The sequence below is a fragment of the Zobellia barbeyronii genome (assembly GCF_018603515.1).
GTDB classification, from domain to species: Bacteria; Bacteroidota; Bacteroidia; order Flavobacteriales; family Flavobacteriaceae; genus Zobellia; species Zobellia barbeyronii.
Map to the genome: position 1 here is coordinate 184,895 of NZ_JACATN010000003.1, position 17,533 is coordinate 202,427.

Annotated in this window: 15 protein-coding genes; 8 read left to right on the top strand and 7 right to left on the bottom strand. The window is 37.0% G+C overall.

What is annotated here, in order from left to right; genetic code table 11:
* The first annotated feature begins 221 nt into the window (after positions 1-221).
* The 3 genes from HW347_RS09355 (at position 222) to HW347_RS09365 (ending at position 2,685) form a co-directional block, all read left to right on the top strand.
* On the top strand, positions 222-1,115 hold the full coding sequence (locus tag HW347_RS09355; protein ID WP_214611637.1) for a DUF4145 domain-containing protein: 894 nt from the start codon (positions 222-224) through the stop codon (positions 1,113-1,115).
* 346 nt (positions 1,116-1,461) lie between these two features.
* Positions 1,462-1,977, top strand: a complete 516-nt coding sequence (locus HW347_RS09360; protein ID WP_214611638.1) for a hypothetical protein — start codon at positions 1,462-1,464, stop codon at positions 1,975-1,977.
* Positions 1,978-2,124: 147 nt separating this feature from the next.
* A complete protein-coding gene (locus tag HW347_RS09365; protein ID WP_155597069.1) occupies positions 2,125-2,685 on the top strand; it encodes a hypothetical protein in 561 nt (186 codons plus the stop codon).
* A 90-nt stretch (positions 2,686-2,775) separates the two neighbouring features.
* Here the strand turns inward: HW347_RS09365 and HW347_RS09370 are convergent, their stop codons facing one another.
* Both HW347_RS09370 and HW347_RS09375 read right to left on the bottom strand, forming a co-directional pair.
* Entirely contained in the window at positions 2,776-3,423 is a 648-nt protein-coding gene (locus tag HW347_RS09370; RefSeq protein ID WP_214611639.1) for a hypothetical protein, read from the bottom strand.
* 145 nt (positions 3,424-3,568) lie between these two features.
* Positions 3,569-5,047, bottom strand: coding sequence for a right-handed parallel beta-helix repeat-containing protein (locus tag HW347_RS09375; protein ID WP_214611640.1), 1,479 nt, complete (start codon positions 5,045-5,047; stop codon positions 3,569-3,571).
* Between the two features lie 529 nt (positions 5,048-5,576).
* Between HW347_RS09375 and HW347_RS09380 the strand changes: the two genes are divergently transcribed.
* The 5 genes from HW347_RS09380 to HW347_RS09400 all read left to right on the top strand — a co-directional run bounded on the left by HW347_RS09380 (position 5,577) and on the right by HW347_RS09400 (position 9,945).
* Complete coding sequence (locus HW347_RS09380; RefSeq protein WP_214611641.1) at positions 5,577-6,422, top strand: LytTR family DNA-binding domain-containing protein; 846 nt, start codon at positions 5,577-5,579, stop codon at positions 6,420-6,422.
* Between the two features lie 114 nt (positions 6,423-6,536).
* On the top strand, positions 6,537-7,679 hold the full coding sequence (locus tag HW347_RS09385) for an alpha/beta fold hydrolase (protein WP_214611642.1): 1,143 nt from the start codon (positions 6,537-6,539) through the stop codon (positions 7,677-7,679).
* A 94-nt stretch (positions 7,680-7,773) separates the two neighbouring features.
* On the top strand, positions 7,774-8,220 hold the full coding sequence (locus HW347_RS09390) for a hypothetical protein (protein ID WP_214611643.1): 447 nt from the start codon (positions 7,774-7,776) through the stop codon (positions 8,218-8,220).
* Positions 8,221-8,313: 93 nt separating this feature from the next.
* Positions 8,314-8,772 carry a hypothetical protein gene (locus tag HW347_RS09395; protein WP_214611644.1) on the top strand — a complete coding sequence of 153 codons (459 nt, stop codon included), beginning with the start codon at positions 8,314-8,316 and terminating at the stop codon, positions 8,770-8,772.
* A gap of 138 nt (positions 8,773-8,910) precedes the next feature.
* On the top strand, positions 8,911-9,945 hold the full coding sequence (locus HW347_RS09400) for a zinc-binding metallopeptidase family protein (RefSeq protein ID WP_214611645.1): 1,035 nt from the start codon (positions 8,911-8,913) through the stop codon (positions 9,943-9,945).
* 369 nt (positions 9,946-10,314) lie between these two features.
* Here HW347_RS09400 and HW347_RS09405 read toward each other — a convergent pair whose 3' ends face one another.
* The 5 genes from HW347_RS09405 to HW347_RS09425 all read right to left on the bottom strand — a co-directional run bounded on the left by HW347_RS09405 (position 10,315) and on the right by HW347_RS09425 (position 17,530).
* Complete coding sequence (locus HW347_RS09405; protein WP_214611646.1) at positions 10,315-11,853, bottom strand: glycoside hydrolase; 1,539 nt, start codon at positions 11,851-11,853, stop codon at positions 10,315-10,317.
* Between the two features lie 25 nt (positions 11,854-11,878).
* The gene (locus tag HW347_RS09410) at positions 11,879-13,477 is read right to left on the bottom strand and encodes an arylsulfatase (RefSeq protein ID WP_214611647.1); all 1,599 of its coding nucleotides are present in this window, start codon (positions 13,475-13,477) and stop codon (positions 11,879-11,881) included.
* A gap of 158 nt (positions 13,478-13,635) precedes the next feature.
* Positions 13,636-14,292, bottom strand: a complete 657-nt coding sequence (locus HW347_RS09415) for an SGNH/GDSL hydrolase family protein (RefSeq protein ID WP_214611648.1) — start codon at positions 14,290-14,292, stop codon at positions 13,636-13,638.
* Between the two features lie 134 nt (positions 14,293-14,426).
* The gene (locus HW347_RS09420) at positions 14,427-15,905 is read right to left on the bottom strand and encodes an arylsulfatase (RefSeq protein WP_214611649.1); all 1,479 of its coding nucleotides are present in this window, start codon (positions 15,903-15,905) and stop codon (positions 14,427-14,429) included.
* A gap of 68 nt (positions 15,906-15,973) precedes the next feature.
* On the bottom strand, positions 15,974-17,530 hold the full coding sequence (locus tag HW347_RS09425; RefSeq protein WP_214611650.1) for a RagB/SusD family nutrient uptake outer membrane protein: 1,557 nt from the start codon (positions 17,528-17,530) through the stop codon (positions 15,974-15,976).
* Positions 17,531-17,533: the final 3 nt, after the last annotated feature.

Below are 17,533 nucleotides of genomic sequence, written 5' to 3' on the forward strand. Positions count from 1 at the left end.
CTTCTGCCAACAATGTATATAAAAAATAGCGCAAGTTATTTATAACACAAAGGCTTGGGCATTTTTGGAAACCAGCCAAATGTTTAAATTTGACGATTTCCCTAAAATAAATAGAAAAATTTAAAAGTTCGGCTTGTGTTCATCCGAAAGTTATGAGTTTTTTTTTACACGCTACGTTTCATTTACCAACCGTTAGGTACAATTTAAAACAGACAATATAGATGAAAGAAAAATTATTCTGTAATAGTTGTAAAGGTTTACGCAACCAAACAGAAATTCATAAAATTGAAAAGAGAGGTGGTGATGAAGAAGGAGATTTCCAATGGTACAAAAGCTATTCTTTAATCCAATGTAACGGCTGCGACAATATTTCGTTTTTTAAGGTTTCTGGAGATACAGAAATGTATGAACAAGATGAATACGGACATCAAGATTATTATTTTGATAAATCTGTATATCCTCCGTATTTAAAGCGAGGAGAAGCAATAAAGCAACCATTCTATTTACCTGAAAAAATACGGACGATATATTCTGAAACTATTGCTTCGTTCAAATCAAACTCTTCGATTTTAACTGCCGGTGGATTACGAGCCATTATAGAAGCCATATGTAACCATCTAAAAATTAAAGGAAGAAATCTGGCAGAAAGAATTGATGGATTGAGCGAGAATGGAAATCTAACTCTTGCGGAATCTAAAAGACTACACTCAATAAGATTTTTAGGAAATGACGCGTTACATGAGATTGAAAAACCAAAAGACGAGCATTTATATTTATTATTAGAAATTGTAAACCATTTATTATCAAATCTCTTTGTCAATGACAAAAAGCTGAAAGGCAGAGTTGAAACCATGATTGACTCGTATGATGATTTTATTAGACTAATTCAAAATAGAATTGATGATGAAATGGTCGGAAAAAAAATGACTCTTTCTAATATCTTAGATAAATCAAAAAGGTTGATTACAAAGAAAAACCTGAACGTTTTCGAAAATAGTTTCATTAAAGATATCAGCTCAAAAAAGATTACATTCGTTAAAGTAGTAAAAAAGAAACCTGAAAATATCTACGAAATCATGGAGAAACCACTATTATTTCAATTTGGGATTGTGTAAAAAACTGTGCCTAACAATACCTATAGTAAAAAGTGTGGTAAGTGATGAATTTAAAAGCTTGGGCGCATTTGCTAAGCCCCTCCGCTAGCGCTCGTTTGCAACGAGTGCTCCATACAGTTTTTGCAAGTACCAATAAGACCTTTTAAGGGATAAGAATAGGTTAACCATCAGTGCAGGTAAAGCTTTTTACAAGTATATTCAACCTTACAATGATAACTTAGATTACGCACCAAAATTTAATTAATCAGAAGCGGTAGTAAAAAATTATTATGGAAAAATGAATCTCAAAATAGTTAACGGATTTTTAATTAATACCATAAATTTGATTTAGCAAAAATGCCAGCAGATGAACTTCACATTAAAAAACATCCCTCTCTATTTTCTAATTATATTCCTTTTTAATTCTTGCTCTAAAGAAGATGACCCGGAAACAATTACGGAGGAATTTGGTGAAATTGAGGTTGTAGTAACTTTTAGTGAAGGATACGATAAACTGTACTCTTTACGTATGATTACTTATGGAGTAAGAGACGGAGAAGATATGATCCCTAGATTCATTCCGGTCACGTATCTGAACACAGGCATAGACTATGACGATTCTGGATTCATTGAAGAGCAATTTGAAGATACTATTCATAGTTTTAAGACTACAGAAGACTCCAAACGTTTTAATTACGGTATTATACTACGTTCGGAATTACAAGACCCTTTTCAGGTAGACTATTCCGTTAAATTCTATTTTAACGGGGAGCTAGTACACACCCATAGTTTCTCAGAAAGCAACATAACTCAAAGTGTTAACGAATTAGGCGGCTGGAGCTCAACAGAGGGTTTTTATCAAAATTCTTTAATAATTTTATAAATCATTCCTGACGCTACAACCTAAAAATCCAGTCCAAAATAATCCATAAGCTTTATACACCTTCCCGTATAAGTAAATAAAGAATTACTACAACGCTCATTTAATTCGCCACTTTTCATAAATAAGTGCGTTGCCAAAATTATAAGAATGAAAAACATTTTAATTCTAGTATTGCTATTAACAGTTCATAAAACATACTCCCAAAATAACTTTTACGAATCTACCTGTGATTGTATCAATCAAATAAAGGATAAATCCAATGAAAGTGAATTAGCCTATAGAACTAAAGATTGTTTAAAGGAATCGACTACCAATCATCCCGAAAAAGTCAAAAAAATTTTAGAAAACTTCGCGAATGATAATCCTAAAAAGAGCCCTGAATTAACAGAAAAGAATACCTCTTACATATTATCCGAAGGATTAAAAACCAATTGTCCCGAATTTGCTAAAATTGATTCCCTGTTTACTACACTGCGAAACAATTCTGAAAATATTATCGAAAAAGTGGCTGATGACATTTGCACTCAGGCAAAAATTGAACCTAAATTATCAGGGCAAGTCGTTGACAGAATTAGAAAAAAAAGTATCGAAAAATATTTAGTCAGTATTTATGGGCAATATAATCTTAGTGATAGTTTAGATTTCAGCCGATTTGAAAATGATCTTAAATTAGAGCTTGAGGAAAACTGTGATGTTCCTAATAAGTAATAAAATAACGTTTCTTAACCAACCCGTAATATAAATTAGACATTCATCCAATTAAAGAAATACTAATGGACACTGAATCCTATCAAAACCTCAATCCATTTCTATTAGATTATATTCCCCCTGCTTTTTCAACATACCAATTAAGTGTTGTTTTATGGTTTGCATAGGTTCAGAATCCACCACAAAGTCCGTAGAAAATACGAGGAATAATTTATTGTTTTGTTGTACCCATATCCAACTAATAAATTTAAAATGTATTTCTCGTTCCCTATAATTTTGTAGACTCTGAAAACAAGATTTAGCGCTGTTCTCATCTTTAAAAAACCATTCTTCCACCTTAATATTTCCCTTAGGGTTTTCTTCGTTTTTGGTTAAAAAAGAAACGTTTAATCGGGTAGCCTTTGTAAAATCACTATTATCAAAATCTTGGGCTAAGGTTCCCGCAAATCTTTTGGCTTTGTAATTGTTTAATCTTCGGGTTACATATGCTTCATCCGCTATAGCGTCAGCATTTTTATACAAACTGCTTAAGCTTTCATTAAGTAGTGCTAATTGTTCTACAGCGTCTGTCTGAATGCTATCAAATTGTACATTGAACACCTTAATGGGAGTCTCCGCAACACTATCATTTTGCACGGTTGATTGCTCAGGAATCAATTTGTTTTGGTTGTTAGCGCTTTTACAGCTACAAAATGTAAGAACACTAAATAAAATAATACCTATCTGTTTTATAACCATAGTTGCCACTGCATTACTCTACAATGATAAGAATTATGCTGATTTCCTGTCGGCAATCTTAAAAATTTAAACCCCAAGGTTCAACCCTAGGTTATTATTAGCCGAATGTCCAGAAGTTACCTGCAACAGCAAAGTCTTAGTTATCCTATGGACAAGTAAAATGAAGTTCAATAGGTTTTCTGGGTTCAAAATCTATATCGTCTCTATAGTCAATCAACTCAAAATTATGCTCTGGCCAAACAATGTTGGTAGGGTTACAGGAGTTGTAAACAATACAGTCTACTATTTTATTGGCACCCGTACCTTCAGCAGTGCCAAATGCCGCAAATATTAAGGAATTAGAAGTAGGTACCCCCCTATTCTGTCCTAAATCACCACATATAATTTGCTTCGCACGTATTCTGGTAAAAATCACATTTTTAGAACCTTCCACAGAAGAAACAACACCATTGCCCATTTCTAGAAAATCTACATCTTCTACCAATCCGCCAAAGCCACCACGGGCACCTTCCGTATTCTGGTCTTCAAATAGTACGCCTACACCAGTGGGACTATTGTTACCTACGATCAAGCCTTTTTTAATTTGTTGTCCGGCACTTTTATAGATACTAATATTATCCTCCGTCCAAGCGATATTCCGGTCGTTAATCACCGAAAAATTCTCTAATAATCCGCCTATACATTTATCATATTGCACAAATTGCCCTCTAGGGTACGGACCTCTCATATTATGCCCTTCAATATAGGTTAATACAGAATCATCGCACTGGTTTAAACTAATACCCGTAGAACCATCTTTAACTTTTACATTGGTAATCACTAAATTTTGAGATTCAATACCCTCAATACAATTTCTTGTGGCATCCGGTAAAGGACCGCTAGACGGCGCATTGGTATAGGTAATGGAACAATTATTTATGGTTAAATTATCTGCATTTGCGAATTTAATGCCGGTATAGGCACCCGTATACTCAATAATACAGTTGCTGATGACTACGCCAGAAAAATTGTTTATTTCTATACCATGCTGGTTAGAAGTTTTAATATATAGATTTTCTATGCGTTGGTTATTGGCACTAACACTTATAGGTCCTGATTCTTGAAGGTTAGATTTGCAAATGTTTCCGCTTAGAGACGGTACGATGGTATACGTTGCTATGGTGCCGTTTTCTGCAGTTACCGTATAGGTAATCTCACTACTAAAATCTTGAACAGCCTTAGATTCCGGACTCACCGTAGTACCTGATGATAGCGCAATGGTAGGCATTAATTCCTGGATGGCAACGCTATAGGGATTCAGCTCAACATGAATTGTTTTAGTATCCTTATCCAATGTGCCTATGATATCCGTAGTAAGACCTTCATTATCTGCCGTACTAAATCTAAACGCTGTTATTTCCGGTTCGGTAATGACCACAGGTGTCTCTGGAGTAGCTTCTGGTGTATCTTCTGGAGAATCTTCCGGAGTAGCCTCTGGTGTTACGTCAGGAGGTGTATTTGCAGTGTTAGGGGTATTGAATGCATCAGTATCCGATGAACAAGAGCCTAGTTGCAGTACTAGAAATGCAAATGCCAGTAGTATTGTAGTTTTATAGTAGGTAAGCTTACGCATAGTTCTAGCCATAATGGGTGTTTAATTCATTAATACATAACTAAATAGGTTCCCATTACATTTCAAAAACCTACTCCCTTTGGATAACTATATTTTAGGCTGATTGTTGTTCTTAAAGACCAAACATTTTACCACACAAAGGTCTAATTATTCTTTTTAATTTAAGTACATTATACTTTGGCTTAATTCATGTAGGGCAGTAAACTACCTCTAGGCAAGCCCACGAGACATTAAAAAGTATACACATTGATTTCGAGGCAGGCCTCGGAGCATTTAAACTCGATTATCGAGTAAAAATCAATACTTTAAATCTCGTAGATCAATTAAATCTTAAAGCAGAACACTAATGAAAAAAATCATGACGTTACCTGTAGAACACTAATTACCTATGACCGGTCTGGTTTTGGAACAAGTGCACTAAATCCAAAATTTGAAAATGCTTAAAAGAACAATTAGCTAGTACAGACTTGGAGTTTATTTCAATTGAAGGTTAAAAAATAAAACATGATAGTTGTAAGCGGTTTTTATTTTAATATGTTGAATGGATAATTTTAAACAAAACTATAAACGAAGCTTTTATTTAAGTGGCGACCGCAAGAAATATTGGTATTCCGCTTTCTTTCTAGGCTTCTTTGTCTCTTTAATTTTAATAGGCCTTAAGCCGTTTGAAAAAAGTATAATAGACCACCCGTATATAACGCTTGTTCATATTGGTGTTGGGTTAATTTGTACGGCAGTCTATATTCTGGGGTACGAAATTTTATTAAGGTGGTTTAAAACCATAAAATTCAATTATTTAAAACTTATTCTTTTTGATGTTTTTCTTGCCCTAGTAAGTGTGACTCTTATTTTTCTTTATGACCGTTATGTTGTTGTAAAAGATGGGCATGTTACTTTTGGTTTTCTATTGGAATACATTCTTGTATTGGGTTTACCTTTTTACCCTGTTATTCTTTCTATTTTCCACTTTTTAAAAACAGTCGTGTTTCCCATTCAAGTATATGCACCCATCTCCAAAGAATATTTAGCAGATGCGGAAAATATTTTAAGCATAAAAGAAGATAATGGTGCAGCTGGGTTTAGCACAAATTTGGAACAGCTTTTATATATACAATCTCAAGATAATTATATAGAAATACATTATTTAAAGGATGGAGATTACACTAAACATTTAATGCGGGGTACATTAAAGCGTATTCTAAATGACTTTGCCTTTCTTCTTAAAGTACATAGATCGTTTGTTGTAAACCCACATAAGGTAGAATGTTTAGTAGGAAACTCTAATAAGGCCGCTATTTCTTTTAAGGGCGTTGCGGTTTCGGTTCCGGTTTCTAAATCCTACTACTCTTCTGTAAAGAACTATTTATCCACTAGTACCAAAATCTAGTCATTTCGCCACAAAAGGACTTACTTTCTTTTTCAAAAATTAAGCGCTTTATATTTTAGTCGTCAGTAATACTTAATAGTAATGAACATTTTTTAAACTATAAATAACGACCTAATGAAAAATTTCTATTTTAAATTCTTATTCGCTTTAATAGTACCACTCTCCATGAATGCTCAAAGCCAAGATACACTGGTGGATGTAGGAGGTTACAAAATGCATTTCAATATTATAAAAGGAGAAGGCACTCCCATTCTTTTTGAAGCTGGTGGAGGTAATGATGCTTCCGTCTGGGAACCCATTTTAGAAAAAATTCATACCGTTACGGGAACAACCCTAATTACTTATGACCGGTCAGGAATTGGAACAAGCGAGTTAAACCCCAAACTTAAAAACGATGCCGATTTTGGAATAGAAAACGGAATTAAAGAATTAGAAACAGGTCTTTCTAAATTAGGGTACGACAAGGATATTATCTTAGTTTCCCACTCCTACGGCGGACTCTACAATCTACTATACACCCGTAAACATCCTAAAAAGGTGAAGTCCATTGTTTTAATAGATGCAACGCCCATTGATTTTTGGAACGAAGAATTACTGACCATGAGAGATATGAATGTGGATATAAGTACTATTCCAAAGGGTACCGGTGATTATTATGCGAATGCAAATTATAATGAAACGATGCGTTCTGTAAGAGGTATGCAGTTCCCAGAACATACGTCTATTACCAGCGTTTTTCCAGAAAACTCATTTCCATATTTTCCTGAGATGCTTTCAACTAGATGGAAAAAACTTCAGGACGAGCTAGGCGAAAGAAACAAGAATGTGACCAATATAATAGCCAAAGGCAGTGGTCATGCCGTTTTTGAAGATAATCCTGCGTTGATCATCAATACTATCATTAAAGCTTACTCAGAAACGTTAGCTAAAGACCAACAAAATGCAGTGCTACAAAAAGCGCTTGACAATGCCATAGCATTAGCTATTGAAACTAAAGTTCATAATCGTTCAGAACATGATTTGAATACATTAGGGTATTCATTTATGCAAACCGAAGAACTTGATCAGGCTTTAGCGATTTTTAAATTGAATACCATGCTATTCCCAGAAAGTGCTAATGCATATGATAGTTATGGCGAAGCTTTATTAGCGGCAGATAAAAAAGCAGAAGGCATTGAAATGTACAAGAAATCTATTGAATTAAACCCTGAAAATGAACATGCAAAAGAGGTGTTATTGAAATTGAAACAAGAATAACTATTTACAATGGGGTAAAAAAAAGTATATTCAAGCTTGTAATGAGCACTTAGCTTGTGCACCAAATTAAATTGGTTTGGAACAGACTTCAAAAATGAATAAATCTCTACGGAATAGTATTTTAGTATCCTACGTATTAGGTTTACCCATAGGGCTCCTAACTATAATTGCTACTATTTATCTACCACTTTTTTTTACTGGAGAAGGGTTGTTTTCCTTCGCTATCATAGCAGGATATGGATGGCCAACCCTAGGGTTGGCTTTATCTTTTTTAGTGGCCTTGGGAATTGGCGCAAAAGTAGCCTATGACCACTTGCACCATGGTAAATCTTTACTTTTTAGCTCGTTTATGTATTCTGCGGTAGTAAACGGTATCATATGGGCTACCTTTTGTTTCATCCTTCTATTTTCCCAAGAAGACAACTACCCTATGATGATTCCCGCTGTACTGGCGCTACTTTTTTGTACCGTAGTAACCACCTTTACTTTGGGTTTGCTTATCACTTTTATAATAAGCAGAATTAGACAAAATGGAAGTTGAGAAAGCAACCCCTTAGAGAATCTGCATCTATACTACAGTTCTATTTTTTAACCGCACAATAACAAACCCCAAACCTTTTAATTTAGACGAGCTATGAAATCTAGTTTTAAACTTCTTTTCTTATTCGTTCTGCTATTTTCACAAGCATGTAAGGACGATGATAATTGTAGTGAGGTTACCTGCTTTACACCTCCTGAACCCTTTTCTTTTGAATTGGTAGACAAAACTTCCGGAGAGAATCTATTTACTAATGAGACCTATAACGCCAATGACATAAGCGTAGTAGATCTTGACGACCAAAGCGCCGTTGAATTTACGTTCCAAGATGAGAATAATACCAACCTCATTATAATAAATACCATTGGCTGGGAAACGGAAACCGTTGCGTATAGCATTCAAATAGCCACCAAAAGCGTATTTGAACTTTATGTAACCGCAGAACGTTCCACCGATGGCTGCTGCCCAAATACAGATTTTACAGAAATACGCATAGAAAAAGCAGATTCTGAATTGAACAAAGAGAGCGGTATTTATACCATTTTAGTGGATTAGGCCTTATATCAGGTATTGCAGTAGAATCTTTTAAGAGCATTTAATAGTGTTTTTGAGATACACTGTTCCGCAATAATTAGCACCTTTGCAGGGATATTTTAATACAGTACTCGTCCCCAAGTCTAATACCTGTTTTCAATGAAAAAATTTACCTGCCAACACTGCTCCAATGTGGTGTATTTTGAAAATCATACCTGTGTGGCCTGCAAACAATGGTTAGGTTACGAGCCTATTTCTTCTCGTATGCTCGCCACCAACGCGCAGCAGAACGTACCTACGTTTCAGCTAGACGGACGAAATTATCACTATTGCAGTAACCACCAACACCATGTGTGCAACTGGCTGATAGAAGCAAACGGTGCAGATACCTTCTGTGAGGCCTGCAAGCTTAACCGTACCATTCCCAATCTTTCCGTAAAGGACTATCTTGACGAGTGGAAGAATATTGAAATGGCCAAACACCGCCTAATTTATGCCCTAAAACGGTGGAGATTACCTTTCTATGGAAACACTACTGGGAGCCATAATTTGGAATTTAATTTTCTTTCCGAAGATGAAAAGCTAAAAGAAAACCAATCTGCCATGACGGGCCATGCAAACGGACTGGTTACCATAAACCTAGCTGAGGCCGATGCTATTTCTAGAGAACAGGCAAGAAGGGAATTAGAGGAGCCTTACCGTACCTTAATTGGGCATTTTAGACATGAAGTAGGCCACTACTATTGGGATAGGCTTATTTATGAAAACCAAAATAATTTAACTGCGTTTCGTAATCTTTTTGGAGACGACCGTGCAGATTACGGCCAAGCCTTAGAGCAGCATTATAAAAAAGAGCACAATTACAACTGGAAAGGGAATTACATAAGCAAATATGCCAGTTCTCACCCGTGGGAAGATTGGGCCGAAACTTGGGCGCATTATTTACACATAGTAGATATGGTAGACACCGCATTAAATTTTGGATTGCTAACGAATGCGGAGACCAATATTACCGATGCCTATTACCATCCTAACTTCACTGATATCTTTAAAGCTATTGTGCCGTTATCCATTGCCGTAAATAGTTTAAACCGTAGTATGGGCCAACCAGATGTATACCCTTTTGTGGTACCCCAAAACGTGCTCCAAAAGCTGGAATTTGTACACGCTGTATTACGTAATTACAATTCTTAGCAACAGACTGATTTTGAAGTAAACACCTATAAAAAGCTCATAAAATAGAGATTCCGTTTTTCTATTTAAAACTTATGTATTAAATTAGTAAACCACTCTACAGGTCAATAGCACACAGGAGTACAGCCGTTTTACTAACTTTTATCTTAAGCCCCATCTTATGGAAAGAGTAATACAAAGTAACATCTATTCAGACTTTTTTTACATGCTATTTGGTGTAATCGGCTCAACGATTTACTTCATGAAAGGCAGCTATATACTTGGTAGTATTTTAGTTGTGTACGGCATTGTATATCTGGTAAAAATCTTAGAGCATTTTTTTAAGAAAAATCAAAATCAGCATAGCCCTGCAGAATAGTACTTGGTTGGCTATTTCTCAAATACAAAAGTAGTCACCGATTTTTCACTCAACAGAAATTTACCATCTTCTGGTTTTTCTAAATTGCTATGCTTTAAATTCTGGTCCTTATTGGTGGTATAAGACTTTAGCTTGGTGTATCCTTCCATATTCATTTGAAGCGCTAGAAGTACCTTATCCTCTCTTTGGTTGACTGCTACCACAACCCTTTTCCCATCTGTATTCTCATATGCTGAAACCAAAATGCCATTTTGTAGCGTCTCTACGCTGGTACTATTATCATACGCAACTGAAATTCGAGTAGCTCCCGGACGTATAAATCGCGCATAGTTACCAAGCGCCCACAACAATTTTGAATCATAGATAGCACCATCTGCAATGTTCTTATCATGATAGACCAAGCCATCTTTAAAGTCATACGGACTCATAGCCAACCACCAGTGCCAAGCACTTGCATTGGCAATAGTGAGATCCGCATGAATTACACGCGCCACGTATAAGGCGGTTTGTATACCCAAATCCCTACCCTTTCCTTTAATCTCTTCGTTATTCTCTAAGATGCAATATTCACTCATCCAATATTCCAAATCTGGATATTTCAGCAATTTTTCTGCAATGCGTTCTCGCTCTCTTTTTAACTTCTCTATGCTCCAGGTCGTAAAATAACTGTGTGCAGCTATTTTAGGTGCCAAGGTGTTTAAACTCCCTAAATAATGTGGGCTTGTGGGATTGAAGAAAGTTTCAATCTGGTCGCTTCTATTTTGGTATTTCTTCTTTGTTCCCGTTAAATAATCGATAGCACCGGCTTCCGTAATTTCTATTTTAGAGTTGATTTTTTCAAGTTGAAATATCGAATCGATTACCCTAGCGGCCACAGCCAACTCAATATTATTCCAAGGCGAGCCTTCTTGCCCACCTTTCCATTCCCATTGCGGTTCGTTAAACGGACTCACATAATCAAAATCTATGGCTAAGCTATCTTTAAAGTGATGAAGTACATCTGTTAGAAAATTGGCATAGGCAGCATAATTGTCACTACTCAAATTTGCCGATAATCCATCGTCCGAATGTGCCTTTTTGTTTTTAGTAAAGTAAATTGGCGGACTGTTTACAAAAGCAACAAACTGATGTACACCTTGCTCTTTAGCAGCCTGCAAGAACCAACGCTGTCCTGCTTGTTTTTGCCAGTCATACGTTTCATTGGCTTGCAGAAATCCTTCGGTTCTTCGCCATGGATCTTTTATACCGCTATCATCTTCCTGAGTGGCACTTCCTGCGCCAATATTAAAACGCCAAGCGGTTAAACCAATCCCTTTGGGCGAACCCGTTGCATCGGTTTCGGTACTGAACAGCCATTCCGCTACTTTGCTTTTTTTGGCTTCAGGCCACAGCCCTACATATTGCGCTGCCCAAGCATCCGAAGCGCCAAAATTATGAATGGTCTGAAAAGTAATAGTAGCATCAATATTGATTTCAACAACAGCTTGCCCTTGCGCTGATAGGAAGTAAAAACTGCTACTCGCTAAACTTAGTAAAATCCATTTTTTCATCACCTTTCCTATATTTCAATTTCTATTATTTCTTGGCTACACTAGGGACTTTCATTATGCTGCCCTCATTACTGAAAAATCCATTTTTTAAATCGCCTTCACAAGCTTTTAAAAGTTCCTTTTTAAGTGCTTCCAGTTTATCCGGATGCTCATTTGATAAGTCCTTTTCCTCTTTGTAATCCTCAGGTAGAAAGAACAATTCAAATACTTCTTTTTTTAAATCGGTTCTAATTTTCCAACCCTCTTTGGTAACTAAAGTGGGACCGGTATACGAGGAATACACCACAGATTCATGACCATTATCTGTACTAGTGCCAAGCAATTCATCATAGTACGAAATACCATCCGTACGGAACGGTTTATTGAAACCAGTAACCTCTGCAAGTGTGGCCACTAAATCATAATTAGCAACAAGCCGTTTACTAGTTTTTCCCGGTTGTATTTTAGCAGGCCATCTAAAAATAAGCGGAACCCTAATTCCACCTTGAAGATTACTTCTTTTCATACCCGCTTGGCCACCGTTACCATCAAAAACATCTCCTGCAAGATTGCTGTAATATTTACGCTCCACATCGTCAAACCGTTGGCCTGTTTCTATATTCGCGTATGGTTTTAAAACCCGCCCTTCTTGCGCATAATAGATTTCATGACCGTTATCTGCCGTAAATAGGACAATGGTATTCTCATCTAGTTCTAATTCTTTCAATTTTTGCATTAGCTGCCCCACATTATCGTCCAACATTTTGACCATAGAGGCGTATTCCTTTTCAATAGGTGTAAGCCTATCGTCATTTACAAAATCCGGATGTACTTTAGGAATGGCCACAGGACCGTGTGGTAGTTGAGTGGGGAAATAAAGGAAGAAAGGATTGTCGCGGTTGGTTTCTATAAAATTGAGCGCTCTATTCATAAACAGGTCTTGCGAATAATGAACCTTCCCTTTTATATCATGCCTTTCCGTGAGGTTCTCAGGTGTTTCTGGCTCACCGGACTTTCCCGCGTTGGCAAGTGTGTTTCCTTTAATATTTACCTTTTTACCATTTTCAAATACAAAAGGTGGATAAAAACCATGTGCTCTAACATGGTCTAAGTATCCGTAATAATAATCCCAACCATGTCTTTTCATTTGCTGGTCCGTAGCCGAAAAACCCCATTCTAACTTCCCGATTTCAGCCGTTTTATATCCTGCTTCTTGGGCTACTTGCCCAAGAAACACCTGATTTTTAGGTATGGGGCGTAGCGCTTGGTTTATATTATTTTCAACTTCGGTTTGAGTAAGATTATGTGTACTTATTTTTTTATACATTGCCCCTGGCGTAATCTCAAATTTCTGGGTATGGCAATCCGTAATCCCTGTTATAAGGGATGCGCGAGCGGGAGCGCATAACATATTAGAGTATGCATTTTGAAAACGAATTCCCTCACTAGCTAATGCATCTATATGTGGAGTTTTTATGATTTGTTGCCCTTCATGCCCCAATAAACCTATTCCCAAATCATCTGCATAGATTAAAATAATATTGGGCTTTTGATCTACAACATCATTGGTTTTATCAGTATTCGATTTACAAGAAAAAAATAATACGAATGAACTCAATGCTATTAAAAAGGATATTCTATTCATCGCTGTTTAAATTTTCAATCCGCCTAAAGTACACCTAAGGCAAAATTCCATTAGAAAGAAAAATAGAGGTTCAAAACGGAACCTCTATTAAAAAAACTCAACTAACTAAAATGATTTTCTTCAACTTTCTGGTTTGGTTTAGTGTATTTGAAAAGGATTCAATTCGCTATCAGGTCTTTCTCAATATACTTCACAACTGATTTAGAAAGCAATTCAGAACCTTCTTTGGTATAATGAACATTCCCCGGACCTGCAGCATGTTTTTTATGCACTTTTTTGGAAATCTTCCCTAAAGGGTTCACCGTAATCCCATACTTCTTCATTACCGCCAAAGCTTCTCTGTTATATATCTTTTCTGCATTTGCAAAACGGCCTGCTTCTCCTTCCGGAACATAACTTGTAGTGGCAAAAATGAGCTTAGCGCCCGTCTTTTGTAAACGGATAACCAAAGTTTCTAAATTCGCTCGGTATTCTTCCGGGGTATACGTAACCGTACCTTTTATTTTATCTCTATTTCCCACTTTTTTTGAGTCTGGATGCCGGTAACACAAATCCCATAATCCCCAATTAAAATGGATAACATCCCATTTGGTGTCACCTAAATATTCATCCAATTTTTCTAGTCCAGTACCCGTGTGCTGGGCATTACCTTCATTATGAACCACATTAGCCCTATCCTCTAAAGCTAGTTTTACAAAAGGGGTATACCCTATGGATATAGAATCTCCTATGATCAATACATTAGGCCGTTTATCTTGTACGAACCCTACTAGAATTGCGCACAGAATGACAATAAGACTCAGTTTATTTTTCATAGGTACTTGTGGTTATTTTAGTGTTCTAGCTCTTTCTTTTAGCTACGGATTGAAGTTTGTCTTTAAAGGAAATAAAGAGGTCCAAAAATTGGACCTCTTCAAAAAAAAACAATTAACTAAAACTAACGATTATCTTATTTGCTGTCTAAATAGGTCTCTTGACTGAAAGTAAACACATCAGAAGGCGTACGTGCATTTTCAAAAAGCGTTTTCATTTCCTTTATGACTTCTGGGTTTTTCTCAGCTACATTATTCTGCTCCCCAATATCTGTAGTAAGGTCGTATAGTTTTATGGCAACATCTGCCCCACCGAAAACATCATACTTTACCGCTTTCCAATTATCTTTACGGATGGCCTGTCTACCGCCTTTTTCATGAAATTCCCAATACAGGTATTCATGATTTTTTTGTAAGTCTTCATGACCTAAAAGTGTGGGTAAAAATGAAATACCATCTAAGCCTTCAGGTGTTTCAATACCAGCTATTTCTGAGAATGTTGGAAACACATCCCAAAAAGCAGATACCAGCTCCGTTGTACTTCCCGGTCTAATTTTTCCAGGCCATGCCGCAATCATAGGCACTCTAATTCCACCTTCGTAAAGGTCTCTTTTTGTACCCCGAAAAGGTCCGTTACTATCAAAATATTCTGGGTCTGCGCCACCTTCTGTATGCGGGCCATTATCTGAAGTAAAGACCACTACGGTATTATCTGCAATACCTAACTCCTCTAGCTTTGCCACGATTTCTCCAACTTGCGCATCTAATAATTGTACCATGGAAACAAATGCCGTGTGAGGTTCTTTTTGTGACCTATATGGCCCTTGGTTAAACTCCGGACCATCATCAACACCTTCATAGGGTGTTTCTGGAGGGAATTTGCCTCTGTTTTTCTCCATGAATTCTTCAGGAGCAGCCAATTCCGCATGTGGAATAATAGATGCCACATATAAGAAGAACGGATTGTCTTTGTTCAATTCTATAAACTCTAACGTTTTTTCATGAATCAACCCTGGTGCGTAAGTCCCTTTATTCTTTCCTAAATTCCCTTTGAGCACCAATGAATCTTTATTTGCCCATAGATGGTCTGGGTAATAATTATGCCCCAACCGCTGACAATTGTACCCAAAAAAGGTATCAAAGCCTTGGTTTAAAGGATCTCCTTCGGAACCAGGAAATCCAAGTCCCCATTTCCCAAAAGCACCTGTCGCATAGCCTGCTTTTTGCATAGCCTCCGCCATAGTAAAAGTATTATCGGGTAAAGGATATTGACCCTCTGGCATGATTTCTTTATTTCCCCTAACAACAGTATGCCCTGTGTGCATACCGGTTAATAATGCCGACCTAGAAGGTGCACAAACCGTACTACCCGAATAGTGCTGCGTGAAAAGCATGCCTTTCTCTGCCAGCTTATCTATATGAGGCGTATTGAACTTTTTCTGACCATACGAACTTAGATCACCGTACCCGAGGTCATCTGCCAGTATGTAGACAATATTTGGTTTAGCATTACTAATTTCAGTAGTAGGCTCAGTTGTTTCGGCTGTGTTTTTTTCCTTGTTCTTACACGAGAAAACCAAAGTGCCCAGCAAAATAAAATAAAGAAGTTGTTTCATATTCTAATCTTAGTAAGTACCACGGAGTAAGAAATCATACTCCGTGGCAGTTATACTTATCCTTTTAATTATCGGTATCCATTGTTGGTAGGGTCTGATTCCAATAAGTTTGGATTCAGCTCTAACTGGTTCTGAGGTACAGGCAACAAAACATGGTATGGTTTAATGTTAGCACCTGGATTGTTCCATGGTCTGTGTTGAACAGTCTGTACCGTTTCTAACAATATGCCCCAACGTATGAGGTCCATTCTTCTATGGCCTTCTGCACTTAGCTCAAACTTTCGCTCGTCATATATTGCCTCTCTAAAATCTTCTTTAGACATGCCCGTCCATGGTTGGTCGGGCTCAAATGCTCTTTCTCTTACTTTATTGACATAGAAATAAGCGCCTCCAGGACCGTTCAATTCATTTTCAGCCTCTGCCGCCATTAAATATACATCAGCTAAACGAAAGACAATATAATTTTCTGGGTGATTGCCACGTAAGGAATTCTCTTGATCCAAATTCCAGTTCTTTCTAAAATAAGGAAACGCTAGTTTCCATCCCAAATACTCAGTAACAATGGTAGCATCATATCTAAGGTCTCCTTCTTGCCAGTTTTCTTGTAAAGCAAATTCTGGTAAAGGCACGGACCAACCGTAACCGGTCATATCTTCGGCTTGATCACGTAATAGACCTTGAAATATATCCACTTTAGTTCCTGAAACACCGTCTACAATAGTATCGTTATTTCGCCCTGCAGGTTCATCTCTAATACGCGGATTATAATCATCCGTTCTTGTGGTAAACAAACCATCATAATCGGCTTCAAAATCAACTACATAAATATGTTCGTCGTTATACTGATTGCTTGGATCTGACTGATCAAAAACATCGGCATAATTATCTAATAACCGGTGTGCTCCACCATCTATTACAACATCGCACTCCGCTTTTGCCAAAGCCCATTCCTCATCAAAAAGGTGGTATTTTGCCTTTAACGTTGCGGCGGCCCATTTACTAGCTCTACCTAAATCGTTACCAGAGTAAGCACTAGGCAACAAATCAAAAGCTCTTGCCAAGTCTTCCTTCATAGCACTTCTTATCTCTGCCTTTGGAGTTCTTCCTAATACAGACCTTTCCAAGACAGGCAACTGCTCTGTATAAAAAGGTACGTCTCCCCATAAATTGGTTAAGTGATAATACGCCAGTGCTCTTAGAAAAAGCAGCTCACCCAATCTACTATCTCTAGCCTCTTGAGTTAAACTTTCATTACCCTCTATATTAGAGATAAATTCTGTTGTATTATTAACCACTTTGTACAACTGTATCCAAGTTCCGTTGCCATCTGCAGTTCCTTCCTGAATTAGGTAATTATGAATAGAGCTGTTTACATCTCTATTGGCGGCTTGTATATCTGCACCACTGGTGTAATAATTATCTAACCCACGTTGTCTGTACACATTATTGTCTTGCAACAATCTATACACTCCATTTACAGCCAATTCTGCTTCTTTATCATTTGTAAAAAAGGCATCTGGTGTAATTTGATCTCTTAAATCCTCTTCCAAGAAATCATCGCATGAGCTTAAAACAAGAAAGCCCACAAGTAGTATCAAAAATTTACTCGTTATATTAGTTTTCATATC